This window comes from Endozoicomonas sp. GU-1 (assembly GCF_027366395.1).
Taxonomy (GTDB): Bacteria; Pseudomonadota; Gammaproteobacteria; order Pseudomonadales; family Endozoicomonadaceae; genus Endozoicomonas.
In genome coordinates this window covers 3974901-3991745 of record NZ_CP114771.1, presented here as the reverse complement: position 1 = coordinate 3991745, position 16845 = coordinate 3974901, and the positions used below count along the sequence as shown (strand labels likewise).

The following is a 16845-nucleotide window of genomic DNA, read 5'->3' as shown; positions in this document are numbered from 1 at the left end:
ATATCTTCTGATTCGTATTTTGTAATTCGTATATTTTTCGGTCAAGCAACCCGTGTGATTACAGATTGCTTTATTTTTATTCAAAACAACAAGTTAACCATTCAGTTGATTTTCTGCATATACGAACTAACTTTTACTGTATAAAAGCACAGTATCAAGCAGAACTTATATGAGATTACAAGAACGCTTTCAAATTGCCATTCGCTCTGCCGGTTACTCTCTGTCTACCGAGCGCAGCTACTGGGACTGGATTAAACGCTTTATAAAATTTCATAAAATGCGCCATCCCGATCTACTGACTGGCGATGATGTCCGTGATTTTCTCACTTATCTGGTGATGAAAAAACACGTTGCTGTCAGTACTCAGCAGCAAGCATTGAGTGCCCTGGTCTTTTTATACAAACAAGTGCTGAGGCGTGACAGCTTTACGATCAATGACTGGCTAAAAGCAAAACGGCCAAAAAAACTTCCTGTTGTGTTTTCGGTGACTGAAGCCAACTCTGTTTTGTCCTATCTCAAAGGCACACCATTATTAGTCGCCCATTAATGTATGGTGCCGGCCTTCGACTGAAGGAAGCTCTGCGTCTCAGAGTTCAGGATGTTGATTTTGGGCGTATGGAAATTACCGTTCGCCATGGCAAGGGTGGAAAGACAGAATGACTCTGTTGCCCAAAGCGTCTGTTGAAACATTACGGTCTCAGATTGAATCATCCAGGTTGCTTCACCAAAAGGCGCTTGAAGAAGGTGCCTGCTTTGTTCATCTTCCACATGCATTGGCCAGAAAATATCCCAACGCTGGAAAAGAACTGGCATGGCAGTATATTTTTGCCAGTACTCAATTGAGTAAAGATCCAAGAACCGGCAACGTAGGCCGCCATCACATCAATGAGAGGGGGATTCAATCTGCCGTAAAACACGCTGTCAGAAGGGCAGGCGTGAACAAAAATGCCAGCTGCCACACTTTCCGGCATAGTTTTGCGACACATTTGCTGGAGAGCGGATACGATATCAGAACCGTTCAAGAGTTGTTGGGTCATGCCAATGTCAATACGACAATGATATATACCCATGTACTCAATCGCGGTGGTAAAGCGGTTTTAAGCCCGGTTGATCGCTGATAAAAAATGAAGGCCAGATCAACAACCAGAAGCTTAAAAAATAATAAAATATTTCTGAACAGCACTCACGCTGCCGCCCCTCTATTCCATTTCCTCGAGTATTAAGGCAGTTCCAGGTTATAAACGACATTTTATGAATAATTACAAAGACTCAAAATAGTACCCCCGAACGGGTTACCGAAGTAACTTTTTCAATGCTCCCACTCACCCCACCTGTCCGATAATTTCCACCTGCTGGTCTTGAGGTATCTCTTAAACGACAATATTATTGTTAATGGTCGGTATTGTACAATGTGGCTATATCGGAAAGGCAGAAGCCAGAGCTGGGGTAAAACCAGCAGATCCGCTACAACCGGATTTATCCACCGAGCTTTTGGTGCCACGATAGTCGCACTTAAGATAATAAAATATCCGGAAATCAGGGCTCCAGCGGTAACACTAAATAGAATTAACAGTGATCAAACAGTCATTAAACGACGAACGGCAACTTCATCCATGGCGTCGCCGGTACCTGCCAGAGCAACCTCGCCTCGATCCAGCACCACAAAGGTATCCGCCAGGTCACGGGCAAACTCAAAGAACTGCTCAACCAGCAGAATGGCCATCTCACCCCGGTCCCGGAGCAGAGCAATAACCGACTGAATATCCTTGATAATGGACGGTTGAATGCCCTCCGTTGGCTCATCCAGAATCAACAGCTCTGGTCGGGTTACCAGTGCCCGGGCAATGGCCAGCTGTTGTTGCTGACCACCGGACAAATCGCCACCCCGACGATGGCGCATCTGTTGCAACACGGGAAAGAGATCAAAGATTTCCGGATCAATCCGCCGCTTTGCCCGGGGCAGACAGGCAAAACCGGTTTCCAGGTTTTCCTGCACCGTCAGTAAAGGAAAAATCTGCCGCCCCTGGGGAACATAGGCGATACCGTTCCGTGCCCTTGAGTGAGCGGGGCTGCTGGCAATATCCCTGCCCTGCCACAGGATCTTGCCAGAGGCGGGTGTTACCCGCCCAGCAACAGCGTTCATCAGGGTGGTTTTGCCAACACCATTGCGCCCCATAACGCTGGTCACCTGTCCCTTATGCGCGGCAATGGTTACCGACTTCAGGGCCTGGCTGGCACCGTAAAACACATCAATGCCCTGTACTTCCAGCATCCAATTGTTCCTCCTATCTGCCCAGGTAAACGTCGATGACTTTTTGATTCTGCTGAACATGGTCCAATGAGCCGGACGCCAGCACACTGCCTTCATGCAGCACCATCACCGGGCACTCCAGCGCCCGGATAAACGCCATATCATGTTCAACCACTACCACACTGCGCTCTCTGGCCAGATCTTTTAACAGATCCGCCGTTCTGAAGGTCTCTTCGTCGGTCATACCCGCCGCCGGTTCATCCACCAGCAATAGCTCCGGTTCCTGTAACAGCAGCATGCCAATCTCCAGCCACTGTTTCTGTCCGTGGGATAATGCGGCCCCTAACCACCCTTTTCGGTCTGACAATCGGATCAGTGCCATCACTTCATCGATTCTTCTGGCACCTTTTGTGCTGAGCACACCAAACATGGCCGCAAAAGGCGTTCGTCGTCCAGTCAGGGCCAGCTCCAGGTTTTCCCAGACCGTCAGGCTTTCAATCACAGAGGGCTTCTGAAACTTCCGGCCAATCCCCATATTGGCGACGTCGGTTTCGTCATAGCGGGTCAAATCCACGTTGCCACGGAAAAACACTTCACCGGAGTCAGGTCGGGTTTTACCGGTCACCACATCCATCATGGTGCTCTTACCCGCGCCATTGGGGCCGATAATCGCACTCAGCTCTTTTTCCCCCACCATAAAGGAGAGTTCATTCAATGCCCGGAAGCCATCGAAACTGACCGTGACATTGTTGAGATAGAGCAAAGTGTCGTTGGGTATATGCTTATCCATCCACTAACTCCTTTCTCTCAACTCTGTTGCCCTGCGGATCCCGGCGCTCATTGATAAAGCCCGCTATCTGTTGATAAAGCCCGACCAAACCTTTAGGCAGCCAAAGCGTAGTAATAACAAACAGCGCCCCCAGGGCAAACAGCCAGGCATCGGGCATAACGCCGGTAAACCAGGTTTTTGCATAGTTAACAACGACGGCACCAATCACCGCACCATAGAGTGTTCCACGACCACCGACGGCTACCCAGACCACCAGCTCAATAGAGTTGATGGGAGAAAACTCACCCGGATTAATAATGCCAACCTGGGGAACATAGAGGGCACCGGCAATACCGGCAAGCACCGCCGACAGGGTAAACGCCACCAGCTTGTAGTGTTCAACCCGGTAGCCCATAAAGCGTACCCGGCTCTCGGCATCACGCACTGCCACCAGCACCCGGCCATAACGGCTGCTCACCAGCCAGCGACACACCAGGTAACCCAGCACCAGTGCCAGTGCAGACGCCATAAGCAGTACCACACGGGTACGGTCACTTTGCAGGCTGAAACCCAGCAGATCCTTAAAGTCAGTCAGGCCATTATTACCACCAAAGCCAAAGTCATTCTGGAAGAACAATAGCATCAGGGCATACGTCAGTGCCTGAGTAATGATGGAGAGATAAACACCGGTCACCCGGGAACGGAAGGCCAGCCAGCCAAAAAGGAACGCCAGCAGACCGGGCACCAGGGCGACCATTACCAGGGCAACAGCGAAAGAGTCAAACCCATACCAGTACCAGGGCAGCTCCTGCCAGTTCAGAAACACCATAAAGTCCGGCAGCTCCGGGTTGCCATAAACACCACGGTCTCCAATCTGGCGCATCAGGTACATGCCCATGGCATAACCGCCCAGGGCAAAAAATGCCCCATGACCCAGGCTGAGAATCCCGCAGTATCCCCAGACCAGATCCAATGCCAGAGCCAGCAATCCATAGCAGAGATACTTCCCCAGCAGAGTCACGGTATAGTTGCTGACGTGCAGGGGAGAACCTTCCGGCATCAATGTGTTGAGCAGTATCACCACAACCGTGATTGCCATTACTGACGACAGAAGAAGTTTACCGGCACGATCTTCAAGCAACAGTCGGGATAAAAACCCCTGTTGGAATCCATTCGTCATGTGTCAGCCCTCAACTGCCCGCCCCTTGAGCGCAAACAGCCCCCGGGGTCGCTTCTGGATAAACAGAATGATGAATACCAATACCAGAATCTTGGCGACCACGGCACCAGCCCAGGGCTCCAGAAACTTATTCACCACACCCAGCCCCATGGCAGCGACCAATGTGCCCCACAGGTTTCCTACGCCGCCGAACACCACCACCATAAAGGAGTCAATAATGTAATTCTGGCCCAGGTTTGGCCCAACATTGGTCAACTGCGACAGGGCGACGCCCGCCACACCGGCAATACCGGAGCCCAGGCCAAAGGTCAGGGCATCCACCCGGCCGGTAGGAATACCCATGGAACTGGCCATGGCACGGTTCTGGGTCACTGCGCGAATATTCAGCCCAAAGCGGGTGTAACGCATCACCAGCAGCAGCACCATAAACACCAGCAGACTGAAGCCAACAATGTATAAACGGTTCCAGGTAAGCGACAGCGCCTCATTAATGACCCACGAGCCACTCATCCAGGCGGGGGTTGCCACTTCCTGATTCAGTGGTGAAAAGATCGTTCTTACTGCCTGCTGAAGAATCAGGCTGATACCAAAGGTCGCCAGCAGGGTTTCCAGGGGACGGCCATAGAGATGGCGGATAACCAGCCGCTCAATCAGCACCCCGGCAGCACCGGCAACCAGAAAGGCCAGGGGTATGGCAATAAACAGGGACTGATCAATCAGCTCCGGGAATACAGACTGAATGACGAACGTCGTATAGGCACCGAGCATCATCATCTCTCCGTGGGCCATATTAATCACGCCCATCACCCCGAAAGTAATCGCCAGCCCGATAGCCGACAGCAACAGCACAGAGCCAAGACTCAAGCCAAAGAAGATATTTTCAGCCACGGTATAGTACTGCTGTCGCTGGTCAATTTCGGCCAGTGCCGTTGTGATGGTTTGTGCCAGCGCGGTATGGTCCGTAGCAGTTACTGCCTCCGCCAGCGCGGAACGAATAAAGGGGTGATCAGAACTGGTGAGTACCTCAACCGCTGCTATTTGTTCACTGATCGAACCCGTCTGCAAGCGATCCAGGGCCAGGGCCATATCCAGGGCATTGATAACTCCCTGGTTCTCTTCGCTGGCCCTCATAGTTCTGAGTGTACCCAGCGTTTTGCTATCCAGCGTTTTCAGAGAGGCGTATATGGCATTTATGCGAGTTTGTGGGTCACGGGCTTTCAAGTCCCAGGATGCCAGTGCTGTTTTAATGATTGAGCGCAGTTGATTATTAATTCTTACTTTTTTCAGCGCTCTTTTCTTTACTGTGCCAAGGACTGAAGACGCACCTTGCAACTCCCCCTGGGCAGGGAAAGGGTCAAAAATCCGATACTGTTTATCCGGCGTCTTTTCGGCGAACACCAGTCGTTTATGCTGCTTCTCAACAAACAGTTTGCCATTGAGCCAATGTTCCAGAATCTGTTGGCTGGACTTGCTGCCTTCTTCCGCCAGAGACGTAATCACAGCTTCCAGCTGTCCCCAGGAACTTTTGCTTAATAATGGTTTAAGGTCTTCGGGCGACACCGCCAACACCGGCCGCGATAAAATCAGCAGCAGGAACAGGAGAAAGCGGGCTGGCAGACTGTGAACCACCCGCCGGAGGTTCTGATTCATAATACATCCCTATATGCCCATTCCTCCCTTACGGGAGGAGGAGGGCATGATTGTCATATCATCTTTATAAATCAGTAGTTCTGGCCGGAGCAGACGCCGGTTTCCAGGTTATAGTTGCCGCACTTAACCGGTGCCGACCAGTCAGCAACAATTTTGGAACTTTCCGGCAGGAAGTCAGTCCAGGCATCGCCAATAACGCCACCTTTGGTTTCCCAGACAATCTCAAACTGACCATCATCCTGAATCTCACCAATCAATACCGGCTTGGTCAGATGGTGGTTGGTATTCATCACCGCTGTGCCACCGGTCAGGTTAGGAACGGTAATGCCATACATCGCTGAACGCACTGAATCAACGTTGGTGGTACCGGCCTTCTCAACCGCCTCAACCCACATATTGAAGCCGATGTAAGTGGCCTCCATCGGGTCATTGGCAACACGCTCTTCATCCTTGATAAAAGACTGCCATGTTTCAATAAATTCGTCGTTGGTGTCACTTTCAGCACTCATGAAATAATTCCACGCCGCCAGGTGACCTACCAGTGGCCCGGTATCAATGCCAGAAAGTTCTTCTTCACCCACCGAGAAGGCAATCACCGGAATCTCTTCAGCCGAAACCCCCTGGTTTCCCAGTTCCTTGTAGAATGGGACATTGGCATCGCCATTGATGGTGGAAATCACCGCGGTCTTTTTACCGGTATTACCAAACTTCTTGATATCAGAAACAATGGTCTGCCAGTCTGAGTGACCGAACGGCGTATAATTGATCATGATGTCAGCATCTTTGATGCCTTTGCTTTTCAGGTAGGATTCCAGAATTTTGTTGGTGGTTCTTGGATAAACATAGTCGGTACCGGCCAGAACAAAACGGGTGACCGCGCCACCCTCTTCGCTCATCAGGTAATCCACCGCCGGAATGGCCTGCTGGTTGGGTGCCGCGCCGGTATAAAACACATTTTTCGAGGACTCTTCCCCTTCATACTGAACCGGGTAGAACATCAGACCATTCAGCTCTTCCACCACCGGCAGTACCGATTTGCGGGACACGGAAGTCCAGCCGCCAAAAATAACATCGACGTCTTCCTTAACCAGCAGCTCCCTGGCTTTCTCGGCAAACAGGGGCCAGTCCGAGGCCGGGTCAACGACCACTGCCTCCAGCTTCTTGCCAAGCACCCCACCATTTTTATTCTGCTCTTCCACCATCATCAACACGGTATCTTTCAGCGTGGTTTCACTGATGGCCATGGTGCCGGAAAGGGAGTGAAGCACCCCAACCTTAATGGTGTCTGCAGCCTGAGCCATTACTGACCATGACAGTGCGGCAGTAGCCACCGATGCCGTTAAAAAGTTCCTGGATAGTTTGTTTAACCGGTTGTTCATAGCTTCCCCGCTATCTATTGTTCGCTGTTCGTTTCCTGAACAGGGGATAGCAAGAGGTGTGCCATGGTCAGTTTCAGTGCTTGCGCCATGGGAAAGCGGGCTGGGAAAGAGAGCCTCCGCCCTGAATTTTCCAGACCGGCAGGCATTCGCCGGAAACAACAGGGGGTACGCCATATTTTGGCGCGCCTTGCAGGCATATTAACTAACGCCGCACCAAATCAAGGCATTCATAATGACCATTTGGTCAGGTATTATGTCGGCGACAAGTGACGTATTCAGTGAAATACTGTGTCTGGCACAGGTTTTGCCATTGATCACAAAAAGATCACCAATAAATGATCCCGGATAAGAACAAGCACAAGGCTGTAATATGCAAGCATCATCGGGTGAGACAGAGAGCAACCAGAGCAGCAGGCCTGATAGCGCCGGGGCATCGTCGTCGGGTTGGCGTGCCGGGTTAGACGTAGAACTTAAACACCTGAATGGCCGTACCCTGATGGGGAGAACCCGCCATTATGGGCCGCTGCGCATTCAACGTCCTTTCTGGCCGGAAGGCAAAGGCCTGACCCATCTTTATATTCTGCATCCTCCCGGTGGTCTGGTGGCCGGAGATGAACTGGTACAGCGCTTTGCCATCAGAAAAGGTGCCCATGGGCTGGTCACAACCCCGGCTGCCGGTAAAGTCTATTTCAACGGCAATGGTCAACTACAAAAACAGACAACGCATATCACAGTCAGCGACTCAGCCTCCATGGAGTGGCTGCCTCAGGAAACCATCCTGTTTAATGGTGCCATTACCGAGCTTGATACCCGCATTGAACTGAACGGCGATGCGCTCTTTGCAGGCTGGGATATTATCTGTCTGGGTCGAACCGCCAGCGGTGAGCAGTTTACCCGTGGGCAACTCACCCAGCATCTCACCCTGACCAGGGACAGCAAACCGCTCTACCTTGACAGGCTCGATTTTGCTGCCGGGTCAGCACTGCCCACGTCCCTTCTGGGGCTCAATAATCACACGGTCTTGGGCACCTTCCTGATCACTCTGGAAAGCCCGCCAGACTTATCCGGCCTGCACAGCCAGCTGGTCGATAAAGGCTGGCACCGGGTAACCGCCATCACCTGGCGGGCCGGTGTGTTTATTGTGCGTTACCTGGGCGATTCATCAGAACAGGCCAGAACCATTTTCACCTGGATTTGGGAAGCTGAGAGAGAACGATTCAATGGCCGAAAAGGGTGTCGGCCACGCATCTGGAATACCTAAATTAACGAATAATTAAAGCAGGATCTCACTATGGAACTTACCCCCCGGGAAAAAGACAAGCTGCTTCTCTATACCGCAGCACTGGTTGCCGAGCGTCGTTTAGGGCGCGGGGTCAAACTGAACTACCCGGAAGCCATTGCGCTGATCTCCATGCATATCATGGAGGGTGCCCGTGACGGTAAAACCGTGGCCCAGTTGATGAATGAAGGCCGTGAAGTGATCACCCGTGAGCAGGTGATGGACGGTATTCCGGAAATGATCCACGAGGTTCAGGTGGAAGCCACCTTCCCCGATGGTACCAAGCTGGTCACCGTCCATAACCCCATAGCCTGAGGATTGTTCATGATACCAGGTGAAGTGATTGCCTCTGCCGACCCCATTGAGATTAACGTCGGCAGGGAGACCCTGACCCTCTCGGTGGCCAATACCGGTGACCGTCCTATCCAGGTGGGTTCCCACTACCACTTTTATGAAACCAACCCCGCCCTTGCTTTTGACCGTGAGCAGACCCTCGGGTTTCGCCTGAATATCCCGGCAGGGACGGCTGTCCGTTTTGAACCCGGCCAGGACCGACAGGTCGAACTGGTTCGCTATGCTGGCAAACAGACCATTTACGGATTCCGTGGCGAAGTGATGGGCACACTGCCAGAACCAAAACAGCCGGGAGAAGCACAATGACCATCAAACGTACGCAGATGGACCGGCAAACTTATGTGGATATGTTTGGCCCCACTGTAGGCGACAAAGTTCGTCTGGGGGATACCGAACTGTTTATCAGCCCTGAAAAGGATTACACAGTCTACGGGGATGAAGTGAAGTTTGGCGGTGGCAAGGTAATCCGGGACGGTATGGGTCAAAGCCAGCGGCCCGGCGCTGAAGTTGTGGATACCGTTATCACCAACGCCCTGATTCTCGACCACTGGGGTATCGTCAAGGCTGATATCGGTATCAAACAGGGTCGTATTGAAACAATTGGCAAGGCGGGTAACCCGGATGTTCAGGAAGGTGTGGACATTATTATCGGCCCGGGCACCGAGGTGATTGCCGGAGAAGGGCAGATCATCACCGCCGGCGGTGTCGATGCCCATATTCACTTTATCTGCCCCCAGCAGATTGAAGAAGCCCTGACCTCCGGTGTCACCACCATGCTCGGTGGCGGCACGGGGCCTGCCACCGGCACCAATGCCACCACGTGTACGCCCGGCACCTGGCATATCAGCACCATGCTCAAGGCCGTGGACAGCCTGCCCATGAACATTGGCTTTCTGGGCAAAGGCAATGGCAGTCTGCCGGAAGCCCTGGAAGAACAGGTGCTGGCCGGTGCCATGGGCATGAAACTCCATGAGGACTGGGGAACCACACCGGCTTCTATTGACTGCTGTCTGACGGTGGCGGAGAAATACGACATTCAGGTGGCAATCCATACCGACACCCTGAACGAATCCGGTTTTGTCGAAGACACACTGGCCGCCTTTAAAGGTCGGGTGATCCATACCTACCATACGGAAGGGGCCGGTGGTGGCCATGCACCGGATATTATTAAAGCCTGTGGCGAAAGCTATGTACTACCATCGTCGACTAATCCGACACGCCCCTACACCGTCAATACGGTAGATGAGCATTTGGACATGCTGATGGTCTGCCATCATCTGGACCCCAATATTCCTGAAGATGTGGCCTTTGCCGACTCCCGTATCCGCCGGGAAACCATTGCGGCGGAAGATATTCTCCATGACCTGGGCGCTTTCAGTATGATCGCCTCAGACTCTCAGGCCATGGGACGGGTCGGCGAAGTGGTCAGCAGAACCTGGCAGACCGCCCATAAAATGAAAGTACAACGGGGACTGTTGCCAGAAGATAGCGACGCCGGTATGGATAACTTCCGGGCTCGCCGCTATATCGCCAAATATACCATCAACCCCGCCATTACCCATGGCATTGCCCATGAGGTAGGCTCCATTGAGCCGGGTAAACTGGCTGACCTGGTACTGTGGAAACCGGCATTTTTCGGCGTTAAACCGTCACTGGTGATTAAGGGGGGTGCTATTGCAACAGCACCGATGGGTGACCCGAATGCCTCTATCCCGACACCGCAGCCGGTTCATTATCGCCCCATGTTTGGCTCTATGGGGCAGGCCGTTGCCGATACGTCATTGTCGTTTGTTTCCCAGGCGGCACTGGACGCTGGTATTGGTGAAAAACTGGGCCTAAAGAAAACCTTATCTGCCGTTAAAAATACCCGGACCATCCGCAAGGCGGATATGGTGCTTAATACCTGGCAGCCCCATATGGAGGTTGACCCGGAAACCTATGAAGTCAGAGCCAATGGCGAACTGCTGGTGTGTGAACCGGCAGACGTGGTGCCGCTGGCCCAGCGTTATTTCTTATTCTGAAACCGAGGATCGTTTATGTTGAAGTTAATCGAGCGCCTCCCGACAGCGAGCAGTGAGTTTTCTGATGAACTTCTGCTCCCTTTTGATCAACGCAAACGTGGACGACTGAAAGCTGTTACTGTGAATGGCCGGGATGCCGGTATTTTTATTGACCGTGGCGACGTTATGCGTGACGGCACTCTGCTGCAAGCTGAAACCGGCGAAATCATCCGCATTACTGCCGCCAGTGAAGCCGTCACCACCGCCCGTTGTAAGGATCCTTTGACCTTTGCCAGGGCCTGTTATCACCTGGGCAACCGCCACGTTCCCTTGCAGATAGGCGACAACTGGCTACGCTACCAGGTTGACCATGTTCTGGATGATATGGTCTCCCTGCTTGGACTGGAACTGGACCATGAACAGGCTCCCTTTGAGCCTGAGAACGGTGCTTATAGCAAAGGTCATTCCCATCATCAGCACAGTCATGCTCACGAACATGGACACGCCCATCATGAGCATCACCACTGAGTCCCTGCTGGGTCTGCTGCATCTGGCCAGCCCGGCACTGCCGGTTGGTGCGTTTGCTTACTCCCAGGGGCTGGAAACCGCCATTGACCGACAGTGGTGCTATAACCGTGAGACCACCGGCAACTGGATCAGTGAACTGATGCAACAGGGCATGGCCCGTCTGGATATACCGGTGTTTTTCCGGCTGTACGATGCCTTTGCAATAGAAGAGCAGAAACAGGTTAAGCACTGGAATGAAACGCTGCTGGCTTTTCGGGAGACCAGGGAGTTATACGATGAAGACTGCCAGGTTGGCCGAGCCTTCGCAGTCTGGGTCAAGTCCATGTATCCGGACGAAGCCCGTACGGACTGGTTGCAATCGCCGACACAGGCCGCCATGTTCGCCCTGTCCTCGTTATGTCATGGCATCGATAAGAAAACCGCTGCGACAGGGTTGCTCTGGTCCTGGTGTGAGAACCAGGTAACCGCAGCCACCAAAGCCGTTCCCCTTGGCCAGACCGATGCCCAGCATATTCTGAAGCGTCTGATTCACGGGATAGAACCCGCACTCACCCTGGCCCAGTCACTGGCAGATCATGAAATCGGTAACAACCTGATGCACTTTGCCATGGCCAGTTGCTGGCATGAGCATCAGTATTCGAGGCTATTCCGCTCTTAACCTGACCATTTACCCGTTAATAACAAGGACAATCACCATGACAACATCAAGAACCCCACAAACCCTGCGTGTCGGTGTCGGTGGCCCGGTCGGTTCCGGTAAGACCGCACTGTTGACCAAACTCTGTGCCGCCATGCGCGACCATTACAATCTGGCCGTGGTCACCAACGATATTTATACGAAAGAAGACGCCCAATTTCTGATGCGCAATGAAGCGCTGGACGAAGACCGGATCATCGGGGTAGAAACCGGTGGCTGCCCACACACCGCCATTCGTGAAGATGCCTCCATGAATCTGGCGGCAGTTGATGAGCTGTGCCAGCGCCACCCCGGTCTTGAGCTGGTTCTGGTGGAGTCTGGTGGCGATAACCTCAGTGCCACTTTCAGCCCGGAACTGTCTGATCTGACCCTCTATGTCATCAACGTTTCTGCCGGTGACAAAATCCCACGCAAAGGTGGCCCGGGCATTACCCGCTCCGACCTGCTGATTATCAACAAAACAGACCTGGCCCCTTATGTTGGAGCCTCTCTGGAAGTGATGGATCGGGATGCCAGAAAAATGCGGGGAGACCGCCCGTTTTTCTTCACCAACCTGAAGGCCAACGAAGGCGTGCGGGAGATCATCGATTTCATTATCGATAAAGGCATGCTGGACGCCAAAATGCCGGAAGCAGCAGCGACCACGTAGAACATCCAACGGTTTAACTGATAAAATTCAAACAAGGAAAACAGGCATGAACATCAAATTACTGTCACTGGCCAGCGTGAGTCCCCTGATCGCCAGTCAGGCTATGGCCCACCCGGGAGATCACTCTACCGGTGGTGTGATGACAGCTATCTGGCATCAGCTGACGGAACCGGATCATCTGTTGTTTGCCGGTTTAGTGGCTGCTGCTGTTATTGTTGGCGTGAAGGTTTATCAGAAGAAGAAAGCATAGGGCCTGTTGAGCAGAAGAGCATCAGAGCGGGATTTCTCTGATGCTCTCAAATACGGTCTTACTCAGCTATCTCAATAATTCAAGGGAAAAGTGATACAAAATAGGTTTTTGGGAATTTATTCTTTTCCCATATCAAAAACAAGACCTGCAAATTATAAAAAACTTTCAGGTTTGCACAAAGCATATAACGCCAAATTCAGCGGCTGCCGAAGGCAGTCCGCTGGGATTTTTTGTTAGGCTCACGCTTTTGATTTTTGTCTGGGTCTATACGGTTAAAAATTTGAGGGGTTGTAGATCTGAAAGGTTTATTCTCTTTCGTGCTTGCCATATTTCATAATTATCCTGCATTGCAAGCCAACTTTCAGGTGTCCGACCAAGAACCTTTGATAATCTCAGTGCCATTTCCGGTGAAACTGCACTTTTTCCTTTTATAACTCTGTTAAGAGTTGAAGCAGCTACACCAAGCTGTTCGGCCAGATAACGACAACTAATTGCATAAGGCTCCATGTAAATGGATTCTATAAACTCTCCAGGGTGAGGTGGATTGTGCATGGACATTAGTGATAATCCTCATAGTTAAGGATGTACGCATTGCCATCCCGAAATTCAAAGGTAACTCGCCAGTTACCACTCACTGAGATTGACCATATTCCTGACCTATTACCCTTCAATGGATGAAGAGAAAAACCAGAAGGTCAATATCATCAAGCACTTGGGCAGTATCGATTGCAGTCAGCTGCATTCTTAGCTTCTTTGCGTGCCTGGCCTGAATTCCAGCCTTTTTGCCCGTATCAAAGAACTGTTTGCGCCCTTTATGTTTGAATGATTTAATCATGCCAATGAGTGCAGCTTATTGCGCAACACGAATCAATAATGGAGGTTTGTACGATGTTGCAGAGTGAGCCTAACGCTTGAAGTAACCGGACGCAGCGGAGCGGAGTTCCGGTTGACTGACATGTTATGTTCACTTACTTACTCCAAGCCTTCCGCCCAGAAAGCATCAGTCATTCGAGGATCGTCGATCCGCTGGCCGAAGCAGTTGTATTGTTCTTCCTTGATACGCTTGAACATAAATGGTTCAAACAGCATCCGGTAGATTTTGCTGGCATTACCTCCGTTTCTGGTTTTCCGGTGACAGCTTTCAATGAATTTTTCTTTTTCCAGCTTTCTCAAACTGGTGCAGATCGTTCCTTGGGTTACGCCAAGAATTTCTGCCAGTGCTCCCTGGCTCGGCCAGCACTCCCCTTCAGAGTTGGCAAAGGTCGCCAACACAACCAGTAAGTACCTCTGGGTCATGTTCAGGTTTTCCAAACCTTCTGTATTGAGTTTTACCCGTATCAACTTTGCAATCCCGATTGTGTAGGCAAAGGAAATCATTGCTATACTGTCTCCCGAGCAGCAGCTCATTGCTATACAGAGAAGCCCGGTAGGAGCCGCTAACTCCGACGATCCGGGTTTTTTCTTGTGTGCGGGAAACCTAGACCACATACAGGAGATTGCAAGACAAATAGACCTTATTAGTTTCGACCCCAAAACATAGTGGTGAAACTAATACAAACAAGATAAAGAACAGTATCAAAAAACAAGTTGTGCGCTGCGGGCTGCATGGGTAAACATAACAGTCGTTTACACGGATCAATAGTCAGCAAGCCAAAAAATGGGACACCAAAGCAGTCTTACAACGCTGGACGCAGCTTTTTTCAGGCCCGCACCTGGTTCAGCGTTTTCTTGTCGGCGATCAGCTGGGCAAAGCAGAGCTGCTACGTGTCGAAGAATATGCCCAGGAGTACCGAGGTCGCTTAATGGATATCAGCTGGTTCATGCGCTGTCTCAACGAATATTTAGCCCGGCTGGCCAATAAAGAGGATGAGTGCAAAGGGCGCTTTTGGGAAGGTCGTTACAAAAGTCAGGCTCTGTTAGATGAGGCAGCATTGCTGACTTGCATGGCCTATGTCGACTTAAACCCCATCCGGGCAAAAATTGCCGCAACGCTGGAAACCTCAGAACATACTTCTATTAAAGAGCGCATTGAGTCATACGACAGCGCAAACGGAAAAAAACAAAAGGCACACTTGAAACCGTTAAAAGCTCAGGGTCAAAACCCGGAACAGGCGATTCCATACCCACTCAGTAGCTACTTTGAACTGGTTGACTGGTCTGGCCGAATTATCCGCAAAGGCAAACGTGGTCGTATAACTGACGATGTATCGCCTATCCTGGAGCGCCTGGGTATTGCCCCAAATGAATGGCTGCTGACTATGCGCTGGCATAATCGTTTTCACCGCGCAGTCGGCAAGCTGGCTTCACTAAAGGCTTATGCAGAAAGCACCGGAAAATGCTGGGTTCATGGGATGTCTGTGAGTAGTGCTCTCTATCCTGCCTGATCAACGTATTTTCATTGACTTTAATGTGGCCAGAATTTTCTGAATGCTCTTTCTTATATTGCTTTCTTATATTGTCTTGATAGTGTCTTCTATCTGGCTGTTACTGAGTGCTTTTTATACGCTTCCTGCTTGGTATTAATGATAATTTCTTAAAACGATCAATACTATCATTTAAAAAAAATGAATAAATGACGTACTCTCTTCACTTTTTAAAAAGTGGGTGTCCTTTTTATTTATAGGTGTCCTTTTTATTTGGTCGTCGCTGGGGTGTCTCAATGCTACATCGGTTACACAAACTGGCGCAATATATCCGGGGTTAGATGGGTTATTTCCGGTTATCGGAATATTACCGACCAATTCCCCTGCTGGATCAATGGATACATCGGCGAATCCGTTGCTGTTTTCTGAAGCAATGGCGCAAGCCGAAAACTCGTTTTAAGAATCTGGTCAGGTTAGGCGTTGATAAAGTGAACGCCGCCAAGATCGCAGCCAGCAGCAAAGGGTATTACCGTCTGAGTAAAACTTATGCGGTACAACAGGCACTGAATAACAATTACCTCGCGAAAATTGGGCTTGTTTCATTGAAAGACTTATGGATCAGGTTTCACCATCATCGTTGAACCGCCCGGTGCGGACCCGCATGCCGGGTGCTGTGGGGAGGGTTGGAGAAAGACCAGCCCTTACCCGATTTAGCCGTTGATTAGCACATTCTCTCGATGAAATGAGAGATACTCACGGTGTTTATCTGTAAGTAGTTTTTGTTTGATTTTCAGCTTTGGAGTAATACGCAGCGAATATGAATCAACAGCCTTGAAAGCACTTGATATAATTATTTTACCTTTTGAATCAAAGGAAATGTAACCAGAATCAAATGCCATATCTAAATTGGGCGCTAATAGAAAACCATTATACAGGTCTAATCTTTCCTGGTCGTTTGAATCTCTCCATGGCTTTATATGCGATGCTATTAGCATAGGAGCAAAACAACAATCTGTTACAGCACAACCTTTCCAATATTCAATCAAGGATTTTCTAAAAACCCCCTGACCAATTCTACTATTTACTATATCGTTCCTTTCTGTGCTTTGTATTAACTCTGCACTTTGAAGATCGTCAAGCAGTGATGGTGGCTCGATATGAGTTGAGTTTGCTATTTCATTTTTTAGTTCTTCAGGGATAACAAATAAACTATCGTATCCGTTTTTACCGAACTGACTATCTTTTAACTCATCTTCAAGACCTATTTCTGCAAGATCTGAAGTGATACTAATATATGCTCCCAAACCAGTTGCGCGAATAACTCTATAAATTTCTCCTTGTAGGTTTTGTACTCCAATAACCATTGTCTTTCCGCCACCATCAATTTGATAATTATCAATAGCTAACGATACTCTCACATCAAAAACTGGAATTTCTTTTCCTTGGAGATACTTTGATCTTATCATTTTTTTGTATGACCTCTGATTAAACGGCTA

Annotated in this window: 19 protein-coding genes and 2 pseudogenes; 12 read left to right on the top strand and 9 right to left on the bottom strand. The window is 50.4% G+C overall.

The features are described 5' to 3' along the window. The first annotated feature begins 169 nt into the window (after nucleotides 1-169). Complete coding sequence (locus O3276_RS16680; protein WP_269672337.1) at nucleotides 170-547, top strand: phage integrase N-terminal SAM-like domain-containing protein; 378 nt, start codon at nucleotides 170-172, stop codon at nucleotides 545-547. Further along, nucleotides 547-1118 (top strand): annotated as a pseudogene (locus tag O3276_RS16675) (integron integrase). The gene O3276_RS16680 and the pseudogene O3276_RS16675 overlap by 1 nt, the downstream one beginning before the upstream one ends. Before the next feature lie 458 nt (nucleotides 1119-1576). On the opposite strand, the gene urtE reads toward O3276_RS16675, so the two are convergent. The 5 genes from urtE to urtA form a co-directional block, all read right to left on the bottom strand. Continuing rightward, on the bottom strand, nucleotides 1577-2272 hold the full coding sequence (urtE, locus tag O3276_RS16670) for an urea ABC transporter ATP-binding subunit UrtE (RefSeq protein WP_269672335.1): 696 nt from the start codon (nucleotides 2270-2272) through the stop codon (nucleotides 1577-1579). Between the two features lie 13 nt (nucleotides 2273-2285). Further along, entirely contained in the window at nucleotides 2286-3041 is a 756-nt protein-coding gene (gene urtD / locus O3276_RS16665; protein WP_269672334.1) for an urea ABC transporter ATP-binding protein UrtD, read from the bottom strand. Further along, entirely contained in the window at nucleotides 3034-4200 is a 1167-nt protein-coding gene (urtC, locus tag O3276_RS16660; RefSeq protein ID WP_269672333.1) for an urea ABC transporter permease subunit UrtC, read from the bottom strand. Before urtC ends, urtD begins: the two co-directional genes overlap by 8 nt. Nucleotides 4201-4203: 3 nt before the next feature. Beyond that, on the bottom strand, nucleotides 4204-5850 hold the full coding sequence (gene urtB, locus O3276_RS16655; RefSeq protein WP_269672332.1) for an urea ABC transporter permease subunit UrtB: 1647 nt from the start codon (nucleotides 5848-5850) through the stop codon (nucleotides 4204-4206). A gap of 71 nt (nucleotides 5851-5921) precedes the next feature. Further along, nucleotides 5922-7151 (bottom strand): urea ABC transporter substrate-binding protein, encoded by a 1230-nt coding sequence (gene urtA / locus O3276_RS16650; protein WP_269676007.1) that lies wholly within the window; start codon nucleotides 7149-7151, stop codon nucleotides 5922-5924. A gap of 448 nt (nucleotides 7152-7599) precedes the next feature. Between urtA and O3276_RS16645 the strand changes: the two genes are divergently transcribed. From O3276_RS16645 to O3276_RS16610, 8 genes are read left to right on the top strand one after another with little or no spacing between them, the layout of a single operon-like run. Continuing rightward, entirely contained in the window at nucleotides 7600-8490 is an 891-nt protein-coding gene (locus O3276_RS16645) for an urease accessory protein UreD (RefSeq protein WP_269672331.1), read from the top strand. A 30-nt stretch (nucleotides 8491-8520) separates the two neighbouring features. Continuing rightward, nucleotides 8521-8823, top strand: a complete 303-nt coding sequence (locus tag O3276_RS16640; protein WP_209204055.1) for an urease subunit gamma — start codon at nucleotides 8521-8523, stop codon at nucleotides 8821-8823. Between the two features lie 9 nt (nucleotides 8824-8832). Next, a complete protein-coding gene (locus O3276_RS16635; protein ID WP_269672330.1) occupies nucleotides 8833-9168 on the top strand; it encodes an urease subunit beta in 336 nt (111 codons plus the stop codon). Continuing rightward, nucleotides 9165-10883, top strand: a complete 1719-nt coding sequence (ureC, locus tag O3276_RS16630) for an urease subunit alpha (RefSeq protein ID WP_442876527.1) — start codon at nucleotides 9165-9167, stop codon at nucleotides 10881-10883. Before O3276_RS16635 ends, ureC begins: the two co-directional genes overlap by 4 nt. A 15-nt stretch (nucleotides 10884-10898) precedes the next feature. After that, nucleotides 10899-11390, top strand: a complete 492-nt coding sequence (gene ureE, locus O3276_RS16625; protein ID WP_269672329.1) for an urease accessory protein UreE — start codon at nucleotides 10899-10901, stop codon at nucleotides 11388-11390. Beyond that, the gene (locus O3276_RS16620; protein WP_269672328.1) at nucleotides 11374-12048 is read left to right on the top strand and encodes an urease accessory protein UreF; all 675 of its coding nucleotides are present in this window, start codon (nucleotides 11374-11376) and stop codon (nucleotides 12046-12048) included. The genes ureE and O3276_RS16620 overlap by 17 nt, the downstream gene beginning before the upstream one ends. 37 nt (nucleotides 12049-12085) lie before the next feature. Then, a complete protein-coding gene (gene ureG / locus O3276_RS16615) occupies nucleotides 12086-12736 on the top strand; it encodes an urease accessory protein UreG (protein ID WP_269672327.1) in 651 nt (216 codons plus the stop codon). A 46-nt stretch (nucleotides 12737-12782) separates the two neighbouring features. Continuing rightward, the gene (locus tag O3276_RS16610) at nucleotides 12783-12986 is read left to right on the top strand and encodes a HupE/UreJ family protein (protein ID WP_269672326.1); all 204 of its coding nucleotides are present in this window, start codon (nucleotides 12783-12785) and stop codon (nucleotides 12984-12986) included. A gap of 264 nt (nucleotides 12987-13250) precedes the next feature. On the opposite strand, the gene O3276_RS16605 is transcribed toward O3276_RS16610, so the two are convergent. From O3276_RS16605 to O3276_RS16590, 3 genes and pseudogenes are all read right to left on the bottom strand, one after another. Beyond that, entirely contained in the window at nucleotides 13251-13544 is a 294-nt protein-coding gene (locus O3276_RS16605; protein WP_269672325.1) for a HigA family addiction module antitoxin, read from the bottom strand. Further along, nucleotides 13544-13821: pseudogene (locus O3276_RS25820) on the bottom strand (type II toxin-antitoxin system RelE/ParE family toxin). The gene O3276_RS16605 and the pseudogene O3276_RS25820 overlap by 1 nt, the downstream one beginning before the upstream one ends. Before the next feature lie 137 nt (nucleotides 13822-13958). Next, entirely contained in the window at nucleotides 13959-14282 is a 324-nt protein-coding gene (locus tag O3276_RS16590; RefSeq protein ID WP_269672323.1) for a helix-turn-helix domain-containing protein, read from the bottom strand. Nucleotides 14283-14788: 506 nt separating this feature from the next. Here O3276_RS16590 and O3276_RS16585 point away from each other — a divergent pair. Both O3276_RS16585 and O3276_RS16580 read left to right on the top strand, forming a co-directional pair. Beyond that, nucleotides 14789-15370: a hypothetical protein gene (locus O3276_RS16585; RefSeq protein ID WP_269672322.1), complete on the top strand. Its 582-nt coding sequence runs from the start codon at nucleotides 14789-14791 to the stop codon at nucleotides 15368-15370. A 320-nt stretch (nucleotides 15371-15690) separates the two neighbouring features. Next, nucleotides 15691-15990, top strand: a complete 300-nt coding sequence (locus tag O3276_RS16580) for a group II intron maturase-specific domain-containing protein (protein ID WP_269672321.1) — start codon at nucleotides 15691-15693, stop codon at nucleotides 15988-15990. Between the two features lie 69 nt (nucleotides 15991-16059). On the opposite strand, the gene O3276_RS16575 is transcribed toward O3276_RS16580, so the two are convergent. Then, a complete protein-coding gene (locus tag O3276_RS16575) occupies nucleotides 16060-16815 on the bottom strand; it encodes an HNH endonuclease (RefSeq protein ID WP_269672320.1) in 756 nt (251 codons plus the stop codon). Nucleotides 16816-16845 lie beyond the last annotated feature (30 nt).

Excerpts from the sequence above, each read along its gene's own strand:
- O3276_RS16680 (WP_269672337.1), top strand. The coding sequence starts at position 170 with ATGAGATTACAAGAACGCTTTCAAATTGCCATTCGCTCTGCCGGTTAC.
- urtE (WP_269672335.1), bottom strand. The coding sequence starts at position 2,272 with ATGCTGGAAGTACAGGGCATTGATGTGTTTTACGGTGCCAGCCAGGCC.
- urtD (WP_269672334.1), bottom strand. The coding sequence starts at position 3,041 with ATGGATAAGCATATACCCAACGACACTTTGCTCTATCTCAACAATGTC.
- urtC (WP_269672333.1), bottom strand. The coding sequence starts at position 4,200 with ATGACGAATGGATTCCAACAGGGGTTTTTATCCCGACTGTTGCTTGAA.
- urtB (WP_269672332.1), bottom strand. The coding sequence starts at position 5,850 with ATGAATCAGAACCTCCGGCGGGTGGTTCACAGTCTGCCAGCCCGCTTT.
- urtA (WP_269676007.1), bottom strand. The coding sequence starts at position 7,151 with ATGGCTCAGGCTGCAGACACCATTAAGGTTGGGGTGCTTCACTCCCTT.
- O3276_RS16645 (WP_269672331.1), top strand. The coding sequence starts at position 7,600 with ATGCAAGCATCATCGGGTGAGACAGAGAGCAACCAGAGCAGCAGGCCT.
- O3276_RS16640 (WP_209204055.1), top strand. The coding sequence starts at position 8,521 with ATGGAACTTACCCCCCGGGAAAAAGACAAGCTGCTTCTCTATACCGCA.
- O3276_RS16635 (WP_269672330.1), top strand. The coding sequence starts at position 8,833 with ATGATACCAGGTGAAGTGATTGCCTCTGCCGACCCCATTGAGATTAAC.
- ureC (WP_442876527.1), top strand. The coding sequence starts at position 9,165 with ATGACCATCAAACGTACGCAGATGGACCGGCAAACTTATGTGGATATG.
- ureE (WP_269672329.1), top strand. The coding sequence starts at position 10,899 with ATGTTGAAGTTAATCGAGCGCCTCCCGACAGCGAGCAGTGAGTTTTCT.
- O3276_RS16620 (WP_269672328.1), top strand. The coding sequence starts at position 11,374 with ATGAGCATCACCACTGAGTCCCTGCTGGGTCTGCTGCATCTGGCCAGC.
- ureG (WP_269672327.1), top strand. The coding sequence starts at position 12,086 with ATGACAACATCAAGAACCCCACAAACCCTGCGTGTCGGTGTCGGTGGC.
- O3276_RS16610 (WP_269672326.1), top strand. The coding sequence starts at position 12,783 with ATGAACATCAAATTACTGTCACTGGCCAGCGTGAGTCCCCTGATCGCC.
- O3276_RS16605 (WP_269672325.1), bottom strand. The coding sequence starts at position 13,544 with ATGTCCATGCACAATCCACCTCACCCTGGAGAGTTTATAGAATCCATT.
- O3276_RS16590 (WP_269672323.1), bottom strand. The coding sequence starts at position 14,282 with ATGACCCAGAGGTACTTACTGGTTGTGTTGGCGACCTTTGCCAACTCT.
- O3276_RS16585 (WP_269672322.1), top strand. The coding sequence starts at position 14,789 with ATGGATATCAGCTGGTTCATGCGCTGTCTCAACGAATATTTAGCCCGG.
- O3276_RS16580 (WP_269672321.1), top strand. The coding sequence starts at position 15,691 with ATGGGTTATTTCCGGTTATCGGAATATTACCGACCAATTCCCCTGCTG.
- O3276_RS16575 (WP_269672320.1), bottom strand. The coding sequence starts at position 16,815 with ATGATAAGATCAAAGTATCTCCAAGGAAAAGAAATTCCAGTTTTTGAT.